The sequence below is a fragment of the Lentzea albidocapillata subsp. violacea genome (genome assembly GCF_900100275.1).
Lineage (GTDB): Bacteria > Actinomycetota > Actinomycetes > Mycobacteriales > Pseudonocardiaceae > Lentzea > Lentzea violacea.
Genome location: NZ_FNET01000007.1, coordinates 149,111 through 167,864, shown reverse-complemented (window position 1 = coordinate 167,864; position 18,754 = coordinate 149,111). Strand labels below are relative to the sequence as shown.

15 protein-coding genes are annotated in these 18,754 nt (G+C 70.0%); 4 read left to right on the top strand and 11 right to left on the bottom strand.

The genetic code is table 11. The features are described from left to right. Positions 1 to 55: 55 nt before the first annotated feature. Both BLR21_RS17995 and BLR21_RS17990 read right to left on the bottom strand, forming a co-directional pair. Positions 56 to 1,708, bottom strand: coding sequence for a bifunctional metallophosphatase/5'-nucleotidase (locus BLR21_RS17995; RefSeq protein WP_090007135.1), 1,653 nt, complete (start codon positions 1,706 to 1,708; stop codon positions 56 to 58). An 89-nt stretch (positions 1,709 to 1,797) separates the two neighbouring features. Then, positions 1,798 to 2,244 carry a hypothetical protein gene (locus BLR21_RS17990; protein WP_143027753.1) on the bottom strand — a complete coding sequence of 149 codons (447 nt, stop codon included), beginning with the start codon at positions 2,242 to 2,244 and terminating at the stop codon, positions 1,798 to 1,800. Between the two features lie 109 nt (positions 2,245 to 2,353). Between BLR21_RS17990 and BLR21_RS17985 the strand changes: the two genes are divergently transcribed. From BLR21_RS17985 to BLR21_RS17975, 3 genes are read left to right on the top strand one after another with little or no spacing between them, the layout of a single operon-like run. Further along, positions 2,354 to 3,079, top strand: coding sequence for a response regulator transcription factor (locus BLR21_RS17985; protein WP_276526495.1), 726 nt, complete (start codon positions 2,354 to 2,356; stop codon positions 3,077 to 3,079). Continuing rightward, the gene (locus tag BLR21_RS17980; RefSeq protein WP_090006972.1) at positions 3,057 to 4,451 is read left to right on the top strand and encodes a sensor histidine kinase; all 1,395 of its coding nucleotides are present in this window, start codon (positions 3,057 to 3,059) and stop codon (positions 4,449 to 4,451) included. Before BLR21_RS17985 ends, BLR21_RS17980 begins: the two co-directional genes overlap by 23 nt. 18 nt (positions 4,452 to 4,469) lie before the next feature. Beyond that, positions 4,470 to 6,263 (top strand): ArnT family glycosyltransferase, encoded by a 1,794-nt coding sequence (locus BLR21_RS17975; RefSeq protein ID WP_090006971.1) that lies wholly within the window; start codon positions 4,470 to 4,472, stop codon positions 6,261 to 6,263. 3 nt (positions 6,264 to 6,266) lie between these two features. Here the strand turns inward: BLR21_RS17975 and BLR21_RS17970 are convergent, their stop codons facing one another. The 6 genes from BLR21_RS17970 to BLR21_RS17945 all read right to left on the bottom strand — a co-directional run bounded on the left by BLR21_RS17970 (position 6,267) and on the right by BLR21_RS17945 (position 13,940). After that, positions 6,267 to 7,040 (bottom strand): SGNH/GDSL hydrolase family protein, encoded by a 774-nt coding sequence (locus BLR21_RS17970; protein ID WP_176929679.1) that lies wholly within the window; start codon positions 7,038 to 7,040, stop codon positions 6,267 to 6,269. A gap of 53 nt (positions 7,041 to 7,093) precedes the next feature. After that, the gene (locus BLR21_RS17965; protein ID WP_338061054.1) at positions 7,094 to 8,104 is read right to left on the bottom strand and encodes a hypothetical protein; all 1,011 of its coding nucleotides are present in this window, start codon (positions 8,102 to 8,104) and stop codon (positions 7,094 to 7,096) included. Between the two features lie 443 nt (positions 8,105 to 8,547). Then, on the bottom strand, positions 8,548 to 10,335 hold the full coding sequence (aspS, locus tag BLR21_RS17960; protein ID WP_090006968.1) for an aspartate--tRNA ligase: 1,788 nt from the start codon (positions 10,333 to 10,335) through the stop codon (positions 8,548 to 8,550). Positions 10,336 to 10,401: 66 nt separating this feature from the next. Next, positions 10,402 to 11,445 carry a hypothetical protein gene (locus tag BLR21_RS17955; protein WP_090006967.1) on the bottom strand — a complete coding sequence of 348 codons (1,044 nt, stop codon included), beginning with the start codon at positions 11,443 to 11,445 and terminating at the stop codon, positions 10,402 to 10,404. A 183-nt stretch (positions 11,446 to 11,628) separates the two neighbouring features. Next, positions 11,629 to 12,702: a S8 family peptidase gene (locus tag BLR21_RS17950; RefSeq protein ID WP_256334754.1), complete on the bottom strand. Its 1,074-nt coding sequence runs from the start codon at positions 12,700 to 12,702 to the stop codon at positions 11,629 to 11,631. Positions 12,703 to 12,779: 77 nt separating this feature from the next. Then, entirely contained in the window at positions 12,780 to 13,940 is a 1,161-nt protein-coding gene (locus BLR21_RS17945) for a S8 family peptidase (RefSeq protein ID WP_090006966.1), read from the bottom strand. 180 nt (positions 13,941 to 14,120) lie between these two features. Here BLR21_RS17945 and BLR21_RS17940 point away from each other — a divergent pair, with 180 nt between their 5' ends. Continuing rightward, entirely contained in the window at positions 14,121 to 15,026 is a 906-nt protein-coding gene (locus tag BLR21_RS17940) for a helix-turn-helix domain-containing protein (protein WP_090006965.1), read from the top strand. On the opposite strand, the gene BLR21_RS17935 is transcribed toward BLR21_RS17940, so the two are convergent. Genes BLR21_RS17935 through BLR21_RS17925 form a run of 3 tightly spaced genes read right to left on the bottom strand, consistent with a single transcriptional unit; the run spans position 14,966 to position 18,751 of the window. Further along, positions 14,966 to 15,769 carry an alpha/beta fold hydrolase gene (locus BLR21_RS17935; RefSeq protein ID WP_090006964.1) on the bottom strand — a complete coding sequence of 268 codons (804 nt, stop codon included), beginning with the start codon at positions 15,767 to 15,769 and terminating at the stop codon, positions 14,966 to 14,968. The two genes, BLR21_RS17940 and BLR21_RS17935, sit on opposite strands and share 61 nt — an antisense overlap. A 13-nt stretch (positions 15,770 to 15,782) precedes the next feature. Beyond that, a complete protein-coding gene (locus BLR21_RS17930) occupies positions 15,783 to 16,922 on the bottom strand; it encodes an acyl-CoA dehydrogenase family protein (protein ID WP_090006963.1) in 1,140 nt (379 codons plus the stop codon). Continuing rightward, complete coding sequence (locus BLR21_RS17925) at positions 16,919 to 18,751, bottom strand: acetyl/propionyl/methylcrotonyl-CoA carboxylase subunit alpha (RefSeq protein ID WP_090007132.1); 1,833 nt, start codon at positions 18,749 to 18,751, stop codon at positions 16,919 to 16,921. Before BLR21_RS17925 ends, BLR21_RS17930 begins: the two co-directional genes overlap by 4 nt. Positions 18,752 to 18,754 lie beyond the last annotated feature (3 nt).

Below are 18,754 nucleotides of genomic sequence, written 5' to 3'. Positions count from 1 at the left end.
CGGGCGATCGCGTGCCACCGCCTCGGCCGGAACTCCCAGGACACCACGCCCGAATTCACTCGTTCGTGGACACCACGACCGGCTCGCCGCCGGCCACGAGGCACCAGTCCGCACCGGCGAACGCGGCGGGGTCCAGCACGCCCGCCGCCTTGACCCAGTCGATCAGCAGCTCCCGGACCTCCTGCTGCTGGTTGTGCAGCACGGGTGCCGAGGCGATGTGCGGGAAGTCGCCGCCACCCGCCTGCCGGTAGTTGTTGACGGCCACGGCGAACTCGAACGAGTCCGCGACCGGCACGCCGCCGTACGACAGCCTCAGGATCCGCGAGCCGGCCGGCCGCGAGATGTCGATGTCGTAGGTCAGCGGCTCGGTCAACCCGTAGGCGATGTCGAAGTTGTAGTCGGGCACGTGGTTCGAGATCTCGGCCGCGGAGAACGGTCCGGGCGAGGACACCTGCCGGAAGTACCGCGCCGACTCCTCCAGCAGGTCTCGCACCTGCCCGCCGGTCATCCGCACGCCCACCAGCGTGTTGTCGAAGATGTAGAGCCCGGCGACGTCCCGGATGGACACCTCCCCCGCCGGAATCGCCGCCGCCCGGTTGAAGGGCGCGCACAGCGACAGCACGGGCAGCGACGTGGACTTCGCGACCTCCAGCGCCTGCACGTGGTTGATGAACCGCAACGCCGGCGTGTCCTCGAACCGCGACCGCGCGGCCGACATCGCCGTGGCACAGGTGCCGATCCGCGCGTTGACGTACGACACGACCCGCTCGTGGTCGTGCCGCAGCAGCCGCACGATCCGCGGGTCCTCCTGCACCGACGCCGACGACAGCACGGACGACCGCGACGTCACCAGTTCCCAGTGCTCGTCGTGGCGCAGGTCGAACTCCATCACCGACAACCGCTTGCCCGAGAACAGCGGCTCGGTGAGCAGCACCGGCCGCCCGGTCACCTTGTTCGTCACGAACCGCGACGGGATCTCCACGTGCGCGTGCCCGACGAGGATCGCGTCGATGCCCGGCACGGTCTCGGCCAGGAGTTCGGAGCAGTTCTCCGGGAACGGCACCTGGTCGCCCAGCGACGACGACAGGTCGGCACCGGAGTGCGCCACCACGACCACCAGGTCGGACTTGTGCCGGAGCTCCGGCACCCAGTGCAGCGCCTGCTCGACCAGCCCCGGGAACGTCAGCACCCCGTCGACGTGGGCGCGGTCCCACACGGCGATGCCGGGGTTCGTCAGCCCGAGGATGCCGACCCGTAACGGCGGCCCGCCCGTCCGCCACAGCGTCTTCACCACGTACGGCTGGAACGCGGGCAGACCGGTCGCCACGTCCAGCGCGTTGGCCGCCAGCAGCGGGAACTCCAGCTGCCGCTCGAAAGTGCGCAGCACGGACAGCCCGTAGTTGAACTCGTGGTTGCCCAACGCGGCGGCGGTGTAGCCGATGGCGTTCATCGCGGCGGCCATCGGGTGCGTGTGCGCGCCGCGCGTGATCGGCTCGACCTTCGCGTAGTAGTGCGCGAGCGGCGTGCCCTGGATGGTGTCACCGGCGTCGAGCAGCAACGTGCGATGGCGCCCCACGGCCGCACGAACGTCGTTCACCAGAGTCGAGATCTTCGCGAGCCCGACGTCGTTGTGCGCGAAGTCGTCGTACTCGCGGTTGAGGTAGTAGTCCCAGTTGAACAGGTTGCCGTGCAGGTCTGTCGACCCCATCACAGTCAGTGTGAACGTGCGCACGCCGCTCACCTCCGGTTGTGGTCGGGCTGATCACCCGACCATAACCGCTCACACTTGACCCCAAATCACCTCGTGGGAGGGGCCTGTCCGCGCTGACCAGGTTCGACGACGCTGGAAGCGACGGACCTACCGTCTGCTGTGGTGGCGATCACCGTCACCGTGTCCCCCTTCTCGACACCTTCGGCCACGGTGTGAGCGTCGATCACGTAGGTCTTCGTGTAGCCGTCGGTGGACTTCACCTCGACGGACGAGTCGCTGATCGCGGTGACCTCACCGGTCTGGAACTCGCCGTGCGTCGTGGTGCCGGTTCCGAGCCCGAAGCCGCCGCGCATGCCGCCGGCGCCGGTCTGCTGGTTCGTGCCGCTGGCGGCGTAGATCGCGACGCCACCGGCACCGGCGATCGCGACGGCGATGGCCACGGCCGCCACCGTCTTCCGCACGGTCCACGCCGGGCGCTCGGCAGGTTCGGCTGGCTGGGGCGCGCCCCACTCCGGGGACTGTTGTTCGGTCATGAGAGCCACCGTGTCGATGCCGGCTGTGCCGAACCTGTGAGCGCCGTAGGCCTGAGCTGTGCGCATCGTTCACAGCTGGTACACAGGGTCCGCGTTCACGATGGGAGCCATGCGCGCGATGAAGACCGAACTCCGCAGGCCGGACGGCCAGCCCGTCCGGGTGCTCGTCGTCGACGACGAGTCCAGTCTGGCCGAGCTGATGTCGATGGCGCTGCGCATGGAGAAGTGGGACGTGCGCACCGCGCTCGACGGCACGACGGCGGTGCGGACCGCGCGTGAGTTCCGCCCGGACGTCGTGGTGCTCGACGTGATGCTGCCCGACTTCGACGGCTTCGAGGTGCTGCGCCGGATGCGCGCGGAGGCACCGATCCTGCCGGTGCTGTTCCTGACCGCGAAGGACGCGGTGGAGGACCGCATCGCCGGGCTCACCGCGGGCGGCGACGACTACGTCACCAAGCCGTTCTCGCTGGAGGAGGTCGTGCTGCGGCTGCGCGCACTGCTGCGGCGCACCGGCGTGACCGACGCGGACGCGGGCACCCGTCTGATCGTCGGCGACCTGTCGCTGAACGAGGAGACCCGCGAGGTCGAACGCGCCGGCACCTCGATCGACCTGACCGCGACGGAGTTCGAACTGCTGCGCTATCTGATGCGCAACCCGAAGCGCGTGCTGAGCAAGGCCCAGATCCTGGACCGCGTGTGGAGCTACGACTTCGGGGGCCAGGCGAACATCGTCGAGCTCTACATCTCGTACCTGCGCAAGAAGATCGACGCCGGGCGCACCCCGATGATCCACACGATGCGAGGCGCCGGATATGTCCTCAAGCCTGCGTCCTAGGACGCTGCGGGCGAAGCTGGTCTCGGGCCAGATCGTCCTGCTCACCGCGCTGTGCCTGGTGATCGGCGGGATCTCGGTGCTCGCGCTGCACTCGTTCCTGATGAGCAACCTGGACCGCGAGGTGTCCGCCCTGCGGCCGGCGCCGCCCGGTTCGCCGTACGGTCCCCCCGGCATCAACGCGAGGATCTTCCCCGACGGCAGCATCAGCGGCACGGTCGAGCTGCCCGGCTGGCAGGCGCCGCGCCGGCTCACCGCCGACGAGATCGAGGTGCTGGCGGCCGCACCGTCGACGCCGCACACCGTCGACCTGGGTGAGGCCGGCGAGTTCCGTGTGGTCACCGAACGGATGGGCATCAAGGGCCTGCCGCTCGCGCCTGTCACGGACATCGTCTGGCAGATGGTCTGGATCCTCGGCGGGCTCATCGTCGCTGGAGCGGCGGCGGTCGCGCTGGCGGGCAGGGTGATCGTGCGGCGCGCACTCGTGCCGCTCGACCGGGTCGCCGACACCGCGACCCGTGTCTCCGAGCTCCCGTTGCACGAGGGCGAGGTCGCGCTCGCCGAACGCGTGCCGGAGGAGGACACCGATCCGGCCACGGAGGTCGGCAAGGTCGGCCTCGCGCTGAACAAGCTGCTCGGCCACGTCGGCGAGGCGCTGAAAGCCAGGCACGACAGCGAGACCAGGGTCCGGCAGTTCGTCGCCGACGCCTCGCACGAGCTCAGAACACCCCTTGCCGCCATCCGCGGCTACGCGGAACTGACCCGCAGGACCGGCGCGGACCTGCCGCCCGAGGTCACGCACGCGATGGGCCGCGTCGAGTCCGAAGCGGTGCGGATGACGTCGCTGGTGGAGGACCTGCTGTTGCTGGCCCGCCTCGACGCGGGCAGGCCGTTGGAGAGCAAGGACGTGGACCTGTCACGGCTGGTGCTGGACGTGGTCGGCGACGCCAGGATCGCGGGCCCCGACCACAGCTGGAAGCTCGCGCTGCCGGAGGATCCCGTGGTCGTTCCCGGTGACGTGCAACGGTTGCACCAGGTCATCGGCAACCTGCTGTCCAACGCCCGCGCGCACACCCCGCCGGGCACCACCGTGACGACCGGCCTGTCCGTCCACAACGGACAGGCAGACCTCACCGTCACCGATGATGGTCCTGGCATTCCGCAGGGTCTCGAGGTCTTCGAACGGTTCGCGCGTGGCGACTCCTCGCGCTCGCGTGCGGCGGGAAGCACCGGGCTGGGGCTGTCGATCGTGGCGGCCGTGGTCGGCGCGCACGACGGCGACGTGTCCGTCACGAGCAAGCCGGGCCACACGACGTTCACGGTCTCGCTGCACACAGCTCGTTCACAGCGCGAGCACACGACCGACCCAGGCTAGGCCGCGATTCTCGTCCCCATGACCGCCACACTCGCCCCTGCGCCCTTCGCACTTCCGGCACCGCGCGCAACCCGGGACACGAAGACGTTGCACCGCCTCGCCTTTCTCGCTCTGCTCGCCGGCGCCGCCGTGCTGTACCTGTGGAACCTCACCGCTTCCGGCTACGGCAACGAGTTCTACGCGGCGGCGACGCAGGCGGCGTCGCAGAGCTGGAAGGCGCTGCTGTTCGGTTCGCTCGATCCGGGTAACACGATCACGGTCGACAAGCCGCCCGCGTTCCTCTGGGTGAGCGGCCTGTTCGCGAAGGTGTTCGGCTTCTCCAGCTGGACCGTGCTCGCCCCGCAGGCGCTGGAAGGCGTTGCGGCGGTAGGACTGCTGTACGCGACGGTGAAACGCACCTCCGGCCCGGCGGCGGCGTTGTTCGCCGGCGCGGCCTTCGCCCTCACCCCCGTCGCCACGCTGATGTTCCGGTTCAACCTGCCGGACGCGCTGCTGGTGCTGCTGATGGTCGCGGCCGCGTACTGCACGGTGCGGGCACTGGAGAAGGCGAGCCCGCTGTGGCTGGCGCTCGCGGGCTCGGCGATCGGTTTCGCGTTCCTCACCAAGATGCTGCAGGCGTTCCTGGTGCTGCCCGCCCTCGCGCTGGCTTACCTGATCGCGGCCCCCACCTCGCCGCTCAGGCGGCTGCTGCACCTGCTCGGTGCCGGTGTCGCGGTCGTCGTCTCGGCCGGGTGGTTCATCGCGCTGGTCGAGCTGTGGCCGGCGGACAGCCGCCCGTACATCGGCGGCTCCACCAACAACTCGCTGTGGGAACTCGCCATCGGCTACAACGGTCTCGGCCGCATCTTCGGCAGTTCCGGCGGACCCGGCGGCGGTGGAATGGGCGGTGGCAACGGGAACATCGGCTTCGGCGGTGAAACGGGCATCGGACGGCTGTTCGGCGCCAGCATGGGCCCGGAGATCTCCTGGCTGCTGCCCGCCGCGCTGATCGGACTCGGCGCCGGACTGTGGTTCCTGCGCCGCGCGCCCCGCACCGACCGCACCCGTGCGGCGCTGGTGGTGTGGGGTGGCTGGGTGCTCGTGAGCGGCGCGGTGTTCAGCTTCATGAGCGGCATCACGCATCCCTACTACACGGTGGCGCTCGCCCCCGCGATCGCGGCGGTCGCCGGCATCGCGGGAAGTGAACTGTGGCGCGGCCGCGGCCACTTCCCGGTGCGGATGGCGCTGACGGTGATGGTCGCGGCGACCGGCGTGTGGGGCTTCATCCTGCTCGACCGCACCCCGGACTGGGCGCCCTGGCTGCGCTGGGGCCTGCTGGCCGTCACCGCGATCGCCGTGGCGGCACTGGTGTTCGACCTGAACCGGCGCCGGCTGGCAGGCGTGCTGGTCGTGGCGGCGCTGCTCGGCACCTCCGGCTACGCCGTGGCGACCGCGTCGGTCACGCACAGCGGCTCGATCCCGTTGTCCGGCCCGCGTTCCCAGCAGGGCGGCATGCCAGAGGGCACGTCGTCCACGGAGGTCGTCCAGCTGCTCAAGGCCACCGGCACCGAGTGGGCGGCCGCGACCACCGGCGCCCAGAGCGCGGCGTCGCTCCAGCTGGCGTCCGGCCGTCCGGTGATCGCGATCGGCGGCTGGAACGGCAGCGATCCCGCGCCCACGCTCGAGGAGTTCAAGGCGCTCGTCGCGGCCGGCAAGGTGCGTTACTACGTCGAGGGCGGCCGGGGCGGTGGCAGCAGCGACATCGGCGAGTGGGTCACGGCGAACTTCGAGGCCACCACGATCGGCGGCCAGACGCTCTACGACCTGGGTTGATCGTCAGAGGCGGCCGGTGTCGGCGGGGAACACCTCCCCCGGCACCGGCCATGCCTCGGCCGGCGTCTCGTCGTTCCACAGCAACGGAACCAGGTCGGTGCCCCGCCGGAACACCCACGGAATCCCCTTGAGCAGCAACCACGCCAGGTGGTGCCACACCGTCAGCTCGCGCCCCCCGGAGCACTCCAGGCTGATCTCGCCGAACTGATGCCCGAGCGCGCGAAATTCGGCGGCGAACGCCCGCGCCAGCATCCGGTGACCGCGCTCCGACGGGTGCAGCCGATCGACCGCCCACGTCTCCAGTTCGTAGGCGCCGGGCATCGTGTGCAGGTCGACGCACCGCACACCGTGCCGCGCCACCACCACGTCGACCACGCGGTTGTACTCGTCGATGCGCTCCTTCAGAACCCGCCGCAGCTTGCCGGGCAGCTTGAACACGCGGCCCTGGTCGTGGAACCGCACGGTGACGACGGAGACCCCGGCCTCGGTCAGCTCGCGGCAGACGTGGTCGAGGTCCTCGTGCATACGCCGCACGGAGAAGTCCGACCTCAGCGTGTCGTTGACACCGGCGATGACCACGGCGGCACTGGGCCTGTCCCGCAACGCCCGCGGCAGCTGGATGCGTCTGACGTCCGCCAGCCGCGCGCCGGAGACGGCGTGGTTGCGGTAGCCGCTGTCCGAGTAGGCGGAGGAGAGGATCGGGCCGAAGCCGCGCCACCCGCCGGGCACGAGGTCGCCGATCCCGACCGCTGTCGAGTCACCGAGTAACACCAGCACGCGAAACAGCATCAGCTGGCCCGGTGATCCGCGAATGACCGTGCGGGAACGGTTCAGCGAAATGCAGGGTAAAGCGGGAGTTCGAGCACCTCGGGACCGTAGCGGTCGGCCAGGGCGCCGATCACCGCGTCGGCGTGCGACGCGACGGTCTTCTCGCCCAGCAGCAACGCGTCGGACCGCAACCGGATCCACCGGCCCGTCAGCACGACGCTGCGCGGCGGAGCGTCGGCGACGATCGGCATGGGCTTGGACAGCGCCCGCCACGTCGCGAGCCACACCCACAGCAGCTGGGCCTCCAGCAGCCGCGGTAAGAACACCGCGTCGTCGTCCATCTCGGGCCACACCGACCCGACCTCCGCGCGCCAGGCGGCGACCATGGCCTCGGACATCCCCGGCGGCAGACCCCAGCCGCACCAGCAGGACGGGAACGGCACGCGCAACGCGGCGGCGTCGAACACGATGTCGCGGACGCAACCGCCCTCGAAGTCGACGAACCGGACACCGCGCGAGGTGACCAGGTGGTTGTCCGGGCACGACGACGACGGGCTGAACGCACGCCGCCGCGAGGTGCTGAACGCCCGTGCGGCGCCGGCGGCGTACTCGATGGCCTTCGTGGACGTGCCGACGCCCACAGTGGACTCGAGCAGCGCCGGTAAGCCCGCGATCGCCGCGTGCACGTCGACCGCGATCGGGTCCTGGCAGCACTGCGCACCGGCGCGGCGCATCAACGCGTCGAAGTCCGCGTCACGGCCCGCCGTCGTGGCGTGCAGACGGCCCATGGCGTGTGCCCACGAGAGCAGGCCACGTTCGGCCGCGCGCGCGTCCTTGGCGTGCAGCTTCTCGGACAGCCTCGGCGCACGGCCCAGGTCTTCCAGCACGACGAGACGCGACGCCGCGTCGTGGGCGAAGAGTTCAGGGGTGGCGCGTTCTTCGGCCGGCAGCGCCGTCAGCAGCTGGTGGCTCACGGCCTCGTGTGCCCACGGATCGCGGTCGCCGGTACCGGCGGGATAGCGCTTCACGACCAGCGTGCGCGGCATCGAGAACGGCGAGGAGGCGACTCTCACGCGAATGACGACGGAACGACCGGTACCCCCGAGAGCCTCGGGGTCAGCGAGGCGCACCTGTGCGCCCAGTCGCTTGGTCAGTACCCGCTCAGCCGCCACGACAGCGTCTGCGATCTCAGGCGAAGTCGTGTCAGGAGGGCCCGCGGTGATCTCCACGCTCATCCCCTCCGACCCTACTCCCCAAGTCCGTGAGCCGGACCGACGCTAACCGGGCCAGGCTTCGACCACCACCACTCGTTGGTAACGGCTCGCACTGTTCCCGGAGACCCCTCCGAGGTGTGGACGTGTGGAAACACCTTCCGTTGCCCGCTACGGGCCGATCAAGCGGATCGATCGGCCCGCGCTCCTCAATACCGATCAAGTAGTTGCTCGATCGGGCGAACCGGTCTCATGTGCTGGGACGCGCGGAGGCATCCGGCAGGTTGCCTCCGCGCCGGCGATCATCAGGCCTTCGGCTCGGCCTTCTCCTGGGGCTTCGCGTCCACACCGGCCTCCTTGCGCTGCAGCGCCGTGATGGGCGCCGGAGCGGCCGTCAGCGGGTCGTAGCCGCCGCCCGACTTCGGGAACGCGATGACCTCGCGGATCGAGTCGGCACCCGCGAGCAGCATGCAGAGGCGGTCCCAGCCCAGGGCGATGCCGCCGTGGGGCGGGGCGCCGAACTTGAACGCGTCGAGCAGGAAGCCGAACTTCTCCTGCGCCTCCTCGGCACCGATGCCCATGACGTTGAACGCGCGCTGCTGCACGTCCGCGCGGTGGATACGGATCGAGCCACCGCCGAGCTCGTTGCCGTTGAGGATCACGTCGTAGGCGTAGGCCAGGGCCTCGCCGGGGGACTCCTCGAAGGTGTCGATCCACTCCGGGGTCGGCGAGGTGAACGCGTGGTGCAGCGCCGTCCAGTTGCTGCCGCCGACGGCGACGTCGCCGGCCTCGAGCTTGTCGACCGACTCGAACATCGGGAAGTCGACGACCCAGCCGAACGCCCAGGCGTTCTCGTCGATCAGGCCGACGCGGTGCGCGATCTCGACCCGGGCCGCGCCCAGCAGGGCACGCGCGTCACGCGGGTCGCCCGCGCCGAAGAAGATGCAGTCGCCCGCGTTGGCGCCGGCGGCCTTCGCGAGACCCTCGCGCTCGGCGTCGGTGAGGTTCTTCGCGACCGGACCGCCCAGCGTGCCGTCCTCACCGACCAGCACGTACGCGAGACCCTTGTGGCCGCGCTGCTTGGCGAACTCCTGCCACGCGTCGAGCGTGCGGCGCGGCTGCGAGGCACCACCCGGCATGACGACGGCACCGACGTACGGCGCCTGGAACACGCGGAACGTCGTGTCCTTGAAGTACTCGGTCAGGTCGGTGAGCTCGAGCTCGAAGCGCAGGTCCGGCTTGTCCGAGCCGTACTTGGCCATCGCGTCGGCGTAGGAGATCCGGCGGAACGGCAGCTGCAGGTCGACGCCCTTGGTCTCCTTCCAGATCGCGGCGAGCAGCTTCTCGGTCAGGCCGATGACGTCGTCCTGCTCGACGAAGCTCATCTCGACGTCGAGCTGGGTGAACTCCGGCTGGCGGTCGGCGCGGAAGTCCTCGTCGCGGTAGCAGCGCGCGATCTGGTAGTAGCGCTCCAGGCCACCGACCATGAGCAGCTGCTTGAACAGCTGCGGCGACTGCGGCAGCGCGTACCAGCTGCCCGGACGCAGCCGCGCCGGCACCAGGAAGTCACGCGCGCCCTCGGGCGTGGAGCGGGTCAGCGTCGGCGTCTCGATCTCGACGAACTTCTCGCCGTGCAGCACCTCGCGGGCGATGCGGCTGACCTCGCTGCGCAGCCGGATGGCCGCGGCCGGGCCGGAACGGCGCAGGTCGAGGTAGCGGTGCTTGAGGCGGGCCTCCTCGCCGGGCTCCACGTCGCTCTCGACCTGGAACGGCAGCGGCGCGGCCTCGTTGAGGACCTCGAGCTCGCTCACGTAGACCTCGATGGCGCCGGTGGCCAGGTCGGGGTTGTCGCTGCCCTCGGGACGCTTGCTCACCTCACCGGTGACCTTGATGACGTACTCGCTGCGCAACCGGTGCGCGCGCTCGGCCATCTCGCCCTCGCGGAACACGACCTGGGCGACACCACTGGCGTCGCGGAGGTCGATGAAGATGACACCGCCGTGATCCCGCCGGCGAGCGACCCACCCGGTGAGGGTGACGGACTGCCCGGCGTGCTCGGCCCGGAGTGACCCGGCCTCGTGCGTGCGCAACACGGTGGTGGCTCCTTGTAGACGAAGTCAGCTTTGCCGTCAAGGCTAGCCGGAGCCACCGACAGATTTTCAGGCAGGGCTTTCTCGCAGCTCCAGCAGCACCGACGTGGCCAGCGTCGACACGCGCTGGCCCAACGAGGTCACGGCGTGGTCGTGCACCGCCGCGGCGACGATGTCCGTGTACTCCCGGGCCCGCGCGACGCCGACCAGCCACACCGCGAAGGCCCTCAGCCGGACGTCCGGGTCGGCCGCCCACACCGGCACGAACGGCACGACCAGGCCCACGTCCGTGGTGTCGCGTTCGAAGAGCCTGCGCAGGTGGTCGAGCGCCTCGGTCCGCCACGGCAGCACGTCCACCAGCGCCAGCACGAGGTCCATGCCCTCGAAGTCCTTGGGCCCCACCAGCCAGAGCACGTGCTCCAGCACCTCTTCGTAGCCCATCTCGAACGACCCGGTACTCAGGAACAGCTCCAGGTCCCCGGTCAGCCCGCGCAGGATCACGTCGGCGTCCGGCCTGGTCGCCGCGGACACGAGGAGCCGCGCCTGCGGTTCGTCGCCGGCAACCGGCAACTCCCGCAGCCACGAGACCGCGGCCTCGTCGCCCCGCCCGGCGAACTCCGTCGCGACGAGCACGAGGCACAACCGCGTGGCCGGATCGGTTTCCAGTTCCCACCGCCGCGTCAGAGCGGGCAGCACCGGCGCACTGTCCCCGCGCCCCTGCCCGAGCACGAACAACACGCCCCGCCGCACCGTCGCCGAGCCGTGGTCGAGCAACGCCAGCAGAGCCGGTTTCGACGCCTCCCACGCGGGTGGCCAGCTCGGGTGAGCGCCGTCAGGGAGGCTGCCGGCGGCGGCCGCGATACCGCCGCACAGATTTTCGAGCAGCCACTCACGGCCGGGAGTGTGGTCGTGGGCGACCAGGTCCAGCAGGAACGGCCACGCCGCCGCCGTCGCCTCGCTGACGCCGGACTCGTCGGCGCACAGGTGCCGCACCAGCTCCTCGTGCGGCTCGACGGAGGTCCGGGCCTGCCTCAGCAACCTGGGAAGGTCGTCGGCGTACCCGTCGTGACCGCGCAACCGGTACCAGTCGATGCTCTTCAGACCCTCCACCATGGACCCAACAATAGGAAAAGGCCGCGACCGCGCCTGCACCGGCCAGGAACCGGATCTCCGCGTCATGTTGACGCATTCCGTTCTTTGCAGGGGAACGAAGCGCTTTCGGCGTTATGAGATCCGGTTCCTGCCAGGGGTGTCCTATGGATTAGGACGCGTTTGCATTGGCGGAAAAATGACCTTTCACAGGTACGGCGGCCAGTAGAGGATACGAGTCACGGGTGGCGTTCCCGGAGTGCCCCTGGTAACCAGCGCGCGCTCGACCTGCGCGGGCGTGGCGGCGCGGTTGCGTTCCAGGAACCGGGCCGCGACGCCGGCCGCGTGCGGTGCGGCCATGGACGAACCGCTCAGCGTCGCGGTCGCCGTGTCGGAAGTGTTCCAGGCCGAGGGAATGCTCACGCCCGGAGCCCAGATGTCCACCAGGGGCCCGAAGTTCGACGACGGGGCCTTGGTGTCGTTCTGCGTCAACGCACCCACGCAGATCGCGGCCGAAACCCGTTGCGGCGACGAGTTCACCGGGTCGGTGTTGCTGCCGCCCGCCGCGACGGTGTACGAGATACCGGACTCGATCGACTTCTTCACCGCCGTGTCCAGCGCAACGGAAGCACCGCCGCCCAGCGACATGTTCGCCACCGCGGGTTTCACGGCGTTGCGCGTCACCCAGTCGACGCCCGCGATGACACCGGAGATCGTGCCGGAACCCGACCCGTTCAGCACGCGCACGCCCCACACCGTCGCCTGCTTGGCGACGCCGTGCTTCTTGCCCGCCGCGATGCCGGCGACGTGCGTGCCGTGGCCGTTGTCGTCCTGCGCCACCGCGTCGTTGTCGACGGTGTCCCAGCCGTTGCGCGCCCGGCCGCCGAAGTCCGCGTGCGTCACGCGAAGACCGGTGTCGATCACGTAGATGTTCACACCACGGCCGGCCGTGGTGTACGCGTAACGCTGGTCGAGCGGCAACGCGCGCTGGTCGATGCGGTCCAGGCCCCACGGTGGGTTGAGCTGCACGCTGTTGGCGTGCACGATGCCGTCACGCTCCACAAAGGACACGTTCGGGTCGGCCTTCAGCGCCTTGACCTGTGCCGATGTCAGCCGGGCACTGAAACCGTTCAAGACACTCGAATACGTGTGCTCGACGGCACCGCTGAACGACGAGACCGTGCCGTCCTTCAGCACGACGATGTACGACGACGTGGCCGCGGACGCCGGGGCGACCACGACCGTTGCCGCGAGCGCGGCGACTGCCAGCAGGGCTCTCACAGGCAGACTTCCTTTCATTCGCAGGGAAAACGGCCCCGGCTCGCAGGGAACCGGGGCCGCACATCTCAGGGCTGCGCTCAGCTGGTCGGGGCCCAGTACAGGAGCCTCGTGGTCGTGTTCGGTCCGGGGTTGGTCACCTTGCCGTTGGTGGCGTTGGTCCTGATCGCGGTCGCCACCTGCGCGGGCGTCACGTTCCGGTTGCCCTGCAGGTAGCGGGCCACCACGCCGGCGACGTGCGGCGCCGCCATCGAGGTGCCGGAGATGGTCCTCGTGGCCGTGTCACTGGTGTGCCAGGCCGACGTGATGCCGCCACCCGGCGCGAAGACGTCCACCACGGGGCCGTAGTTGGAGAAGGAGGAGCGGGCGTCGGTGCGCTCGGTGGAGCCCACGGTCAGCGCCGCCGCCACGCGCGCGGGCGAGGAGTTCGCCGCGTTCGTGTTGGAGTTGCCCGCCGCGACGGCGAACGTCACGCCGCGCGTGATCGCGCCGGACACGGCGTTGTCGAGCGAGGTGTTGGCGCCGCCGCCGAGCGACATGTTGGCGACAGCGGGCTTGACGTGGTTCGAGGCCACCCAGTTCACGCCGGCGACGACACCGGCGATGGTGCCGGAGCCGGAGTTGTTCAGCACGCGGACACCGATGATGTTCGCGCGCTTGGCGACACCGTGCAGCGTGCCCGCCACGGTGCCGGCGACGTGCGTGCCGTGGCCGTTGCCGTCCTGCGCGACGGCGTCGTTGTCCACGAAGTCGTAGCCGTTCTTCGCCCGGCCGCCGAAGTCGCGGTGGGTGATGCGGACACCGGTGTCGATGATGTAGGCGTTCACACCGGAGCCGGTGGTGTTGTAGGTGTAGCGCCGGTCGAGCGGCAGGTTGCGCTGGTCGATCCGGTCGAGCCCCCACGACGGCGGGTTGACCTGCGTGGCCTGGATGCTGACGACCTGGTCGCGTTCGACGTACTCGACCGAGGGGTCAGCGGCCAGCCTGCGCGCCTGCGCGTCGCTCATCCTGACCGAGAAACCCTGGAAGACCGTGTCGTAGACGTGGCCGACCTGACCGCCGAAGCGGGAACCGAGAGTCTGCGCGCTCGCGGTGACCCCGTTGTCCTTCAGCTTCACGATGAAGCTGCCGGCGATGTTCTCACCGGGCGAGACGCGGATCTCGCCCACCGCCGCGGTGGCGGGTGCCGCGAACGCGGCGATCATGACCGCCGAGCCCAGCAGAGTTGCAGTCTTGCGCATTGTGCAGTCCTGTTCGTCGCAGGGATGCTCAGGAACCTCATCTGGGCTATTGGCGGCGTAATAGTCCCGAGATCTGAACCTGCCGAGTTTCGAACCGGGACGAAACCGCCGATCGGCTGTACCGCGTTCCCTTTGCTGCCGATAGCCTTCCGAGCTTGACTCCGTGAAACGGAGGAGTGGATGCTCACGATTTACCCACCGCGCGAGGAGCTCGCCGACCTTCTCGTGACGGGTCCGTTCGCGGACGCGTTGCGGGTCGCGATCCAGGTGCGGGGACTCAGTCTGGAACGGCTCCAGCACCGGCTGAAGGTGCGGGGCGCGCCGATCAGCGTGACGGCGCTGAGCTACTGGCAGTCTGGCCGGCGCAGACCCGAGCGACCCGAGTCGATGATGGCGCTGGCGCACCTGGAGGACGTGCTCGGGCTGCCCCCGGCCGCCCTGAGCCGCCTGCTGGGGCCGCCGCGGCCGCGTGGCCGTTCCCGCAGGCGGGAGCAGGACTCACGGGCCGCGTGGGACGGTTCCGGGCTGGTGCTGACCGCCCAGCACGACCGGGTCGACGTCGCGCCCTGCGGCGGCGTGCGCGGCATCCGGTCACGGCAGGTCATGCAGGCGAGTACCGCCGGTGTGGACCGCTGGATCCTTTGCCAGGAAACGGGTTCCGCGCAGCCCGCGCTCACGGCCGTCCGTTCCTGCCGGGTCGGCCGGATCGCCAGGGAACGCACGAACGGTGTGCTCGTCGCGGAGATGTTGTTCGACGAACCGATCTCCGCCGGCGACTCGATCGCGATCGAGTACGAATTGATCTATCCACATCCGACGGTCGAGCACACGCATTTCCGGCGGTTCGGCGGCCGCGTGCACGACTACGTGCTGGAGATCAAATTCGCGGACGGGTCCCCGCCCGCCTCCTGCGAACAATTCTCGTCCGGCCCGGCCGGCACGGAAATGTTCGGCGGCGCCCGCCCGGCCCCGGTGGACGACGGGGGCTACGCGCACGCCGCCGCGCTCGACTTCGGTCCCGGTCTCTACGGAATGCGCTGGACCGTCGCCGCGAACGCCTCGGGGTCGTCCACCCAGGGGAAGTGACCGGCACCGGGCTGCACCACGAACCGCGCGCGTGGGAACAGGTCCGCGTACTCCCGCGCGCGCTTGGGCGGCAGAGCCACGTCGTGCTCGCCCACGACGAAAAGCGTGGGCACGTCGACGTTCGCGAGCCCGGCCCGCACCTGCCCGGTGTCGAACGCACCTTCGGCGTAGTACTCGCGGGCGGCCTCGTCGTTGGACGGGTGATCCTCCAGCGCCCGCGCCGCGTCGTCCCAGCGCCCGTGGTGGAACGGGGCGATCTTCGCGAACGCCTCGGCGGAGAAGTCGCCGGCCCAGATCTCCTCGAACCCCTTGATGGCCTCGGGGTACCAGGGTTCCCCACTGCGCCGCAGAGCGACTTCGCGGCGATCGTCGTCGGTGACGTCGATGCCCACCACTCGCGGACTGGGCGCGACGAGCACGAGCTCCTCGACGTGCTGCGGAAAGCGCGCCGCGTAGAGGATCGCCAGGGTGCCACCGGCGGAGTGGCCGAGCAGCCGCATCTTCACCAGGCCCAGGTGCCGCCGGAGCGCCTCGACGTCGCCGACCTGATGATCGGCGCGATAGCTGTCCGCCTTCTCCGACTCACCGGTGCCGCGCAGGTCCAGCCTGATCACGTCGTCCAGCGGCAGCCCGCCCAGGTACGACGAGTCCTGCATCGGCCCGCCCGGCAGGCAGACCAGCGGGTCCTCGGCCTCACCGTGGTAGGCGAGGCCGAGCCCGTCCGCGTTCGTGAAAGTCCCCATGTCCCGCAGTGTGTCAGTACGAGCGCGGGAGCTTCAGCGAGTTCTGTGCGACGAAGTTGAGCACCATCTCCCGCGAGACGGGCGCGATCCGGGACAACCGGGACATGCCGAGCATCGACGCCAGCCCGAACTCGGAGCTCAGCCCGTTGCCGCCGTGCGTCTGGATGGCCTGGTCGACCGCGGCCGCGATGGCCTCGCCCGCCGCGTACTTGGCCATGTTCGCGGCCTCACCGGACTCTTTGTCGCGGCCGGAGTCGTAGAGCGCGGCGGCCTTCTGCGTCATCAGCCGGGCCAGCTCGATCTCGATGTGGATCTTCGCCAGCGGGTGCGAGAGGCCCTGGTGCGCGCCGATCGGGCCGTCCCACACCTGACGCTGCTGAGCGTAGGAGACGGCCTTGCCGATCGCGAGGCGGGCCGAGCCCGTCGCCATGCTCGCGCCCATGATCCGTTCGGGGTTGAGACCGGCGAAGACCTGCAGCAGCCCCTGGTCCGGGGAGCCGACCACAGCGTCCGAGGGCAGCCTGACGTCGTCGAAGAAGAGGGTGAACTGCTTCTCCGGCGCCACCAGGTCCATCTCGATCTGGTGCCAGGTGAAGCCCTCTGAGTCCGTCGGCACGACCACGAGCACCGGCCCGGTCTGCTGGATCGCGACCACGAGCACGGCGTCGACCTCGTCGACGCCGGAAATGTAGGTCTTGGTGCCCTTGAGGATCCAGTCGTCACCGTCGCGCTTGACGTGGGTCTTCAGCTTGTGCGAGTTGGAACCCGCGTCCGGCTCGGTGATCGCGAACGCCATCTTCAGCGTGCCGTCCGCGAAACCGGGCAGCCACTTGGACTTCTGCTCCTCGGTGCCGAACCGCGCGATCACCGTGGCGCAGATCGCGGGCGAGACCACCATGAGCAGCAACGGACATCCGGCCGCGGCCAGCTCCTCGCACACCGCCGCGAGGTCGCCGATGCCGCCGCCACCGCCGCCGTACTCCTCCGGCACGGCCACGCCGAGGTAGCCGAGCTTGCCGGCCTCCTCCCACAGTTCGGTGGTCTTCTCCCCCGCCCTGGACTTGGCGATGAAGTAGTCGTGGCCGTACTGGGCACCGAACTCGGCGACGGCCTTGCGCAGCGCGATCCGCTCTTCGGACTCTACGAAGCTCACAGTTCCTCCACTACAGCCAGGACGTCGCCGGCGTTGACCTGCTGTGCCTGCGAGACGAGGAGTTCGGTGACGGTGCCCGCGCTGGTCGCGAGCACACGGTGTTCCATCTTCATGGCCTCCAGCACCAGGAGTTCGGCACCGGCTTCGACCACATCGCCCTGCTGGACCGACACCCTGACCACGGTTCCCGGCATCGGGGCGACGGTCGCGCCCGGCGCGAGCTTCGTCTCCGGTTCGGGGAAGCGCGGCACGACTCTCAGCGACACCGAGCCGCGCGGCGAGTCGACCTCGACCAGATCGCCATAGCGGGCAACGTGGAAAGGCGTGCGCACGCCGTCCAGGTCGAGCGTGACCACTCCGGGAGTCGCCTGCGCGGGGTCGTACTCGACCTCGATCAGCTCCTCACCGAACAGGAACTTCGCCTTCGGCTGCTGGGAGCGCACGTTGCGCCAGCCGAGCGGCAGGTGCCCGATCCTGCGACCGGCCGCGCTCGCCAGTGCAGCCGCGAGCGCAAACGGTTGCGGGTCAACGGTCCTGGTGAAGTCGTGCTCGGTCAGGAACCCGGTGTGCGTGTCGCCGTTGAGGAAAGCCTCGTTGCCGAGGATGTCCACGAGCAGTGCGCGGTTCGTGACCAGGCCGTGGATCTGGCCGCTCTGCAACGCCGTCGCGAGCTTGCGGGCGGCCGCGCGGCGCGTCGGCGCGTACGCGATCACCTTGGCCAGCATCGGGTCGTAGTGCACGGAGACCACGGACCCGTCCTCGACACCGCTGTCGAGCCGGACGTCGCCGGGCACGTGGAACCGGTGCAGCGTGCCGCTCGCCGGGCGCCAGTCGTTCGCCGGGTCCTCGGCGTAGAGGCGGACCTCGATCGCGTGGCCTCGCGGTTCCGGCACGTCCACTGGCAGCTTGGCACCCTCGGCGATCCGGAGCTGCCACTCGACCAGGTCGACGCCGTAGACGAACTCGGTGACGGGATGCTCGACCTGCAGCCGCGTGTTGACCTCCAGGAAGTGGAAGTCCTCGCCCTTCAGCATGAACTCGACGGTGCCCGCGCCGACGTACCCGATCGACTCGGCCGCCGCCGTAGCCGCGGCGAACAAACGCTTGCGCACGTCGTCGGTGACCGCCGGGCTGGGCGACTCCTCGACGATCTTCTGGTGCCTGCGCTGGATCGAGCACTCGCGTTCGCCGAGCGCCCAGACCGTGCCGTGCATGTCGGCGAGGATCTGCACCTCGACGTGCCGCGCGTGCTCCAGCAACGGCTCGCAGAACACCGTCGGGTCACCGAACGCCGACTCGGCCTCGCGCCGCGCGCTCGCCAGCGCGTCGGCGAACTCGGCCTTCTCGCGCACGACCCGCATGCCACGGCCACCACCGCCGGCCGACGCCTTGATCAGCACCGGGAACTCGGTGACGGTCTCCGGGTCCAGTTCCGGCAGCGTCGGCACACCCGCGGCGGCCATCCGCTTCTTCGCGGCGACCTTGGAGCCCATCGCCTCGATGGAGTCCGGTTCCGGGCCGACCCAGGTCAGGCCCGCGGCCTGGACCTTCCGCGCGAAATCGGCGTTCTCGGACAGGAACCCGTAGCCGGGGTGGACGGCGTCCGCGCCCGCCTTGACCGCTGCCTCGACCAACAGGCCGGCACGGAGGTAGGTCTCGGACGGTGACGCGCCGGGCAACCGCACCGCGAAGTCGGCCTCGCGAACGTGCGGCGAATCGGCGTCCGGGTCGGAGAACACCGCGACCGTGCGGATTCCGTTGTCACGACAGGTGCGGATGATCCGGCGGGCGATCTCGCCTCGGTTGGCGATCAGGAGAGTCTTGATCACGGG

Bases quoted from the DNA above. Each gene is read 5' to 3' on its own strand.
- BLR21_RS17955 (WP_090006967.1), bottom strand. From the start codon at position 11,445: ATGGTGGAGGGTCTGAAGAGCATCGACTGGTACCGGTTGCGCGGTCAC.
- BLR21_RS17975 (WP_090006971.1), top strand. From the start codon at position 4,470: ATGACCGCCACACTCGCCCCTGCGCCCTTCGCACTTCCGGCACCGCGC.
- BLR21_RS17940 (WP_090006965.1), top strand. From the start codon at position 14,121: ATGCTCACGATTTACCCACCGCGCGAGGAGCTCGCCGACCTTCTCGTG.
- BLR21_RS17945 (WP_090006966.1), bottom strand. From the start codon at position 13,940: ATGCGCAAGACTGCAACTCTGCTGGGCTCGGCGGTCATGATCGCCGCG.
- BLR21_RS17995 (WP_090007135.1), bottom strand. From the start codon at position 1,708: ATGGGGTCGACAGACCTGCACGGCAACCTGTTCAACTGGGACTACTAC.
- BLR21_RS17980 (WP_090006972.1), top strand. From the start codon at position 3,057: ATGTCCTCAAGCCTGCGTCCTAGGACGCTGCGGGCGAAGCTGGTCTCG.
- BLR21_RS17990 (WP_143027753.1), bottom strand. From the start codon at position 2,244: ATGACCGAACAACAGTCCCCGGAGTGGGGCGCGCCCCAGCCAGCCGAA.
- BLR21_RS17985 (WP_276526495.1), top strand. From the start codon at position 2,354: ATGCGCGCGATGAAGACCGAACTCCGCAGGCCGGACGGCCAGCCCGTC.
- BLR21_RS17935 (WP_090006964.1), bottom strand. From the start codon at position 15,769: ATGGGGACTTTCACGAACGCGGACGGGCTCGGCCTCGCCTACCACGGT.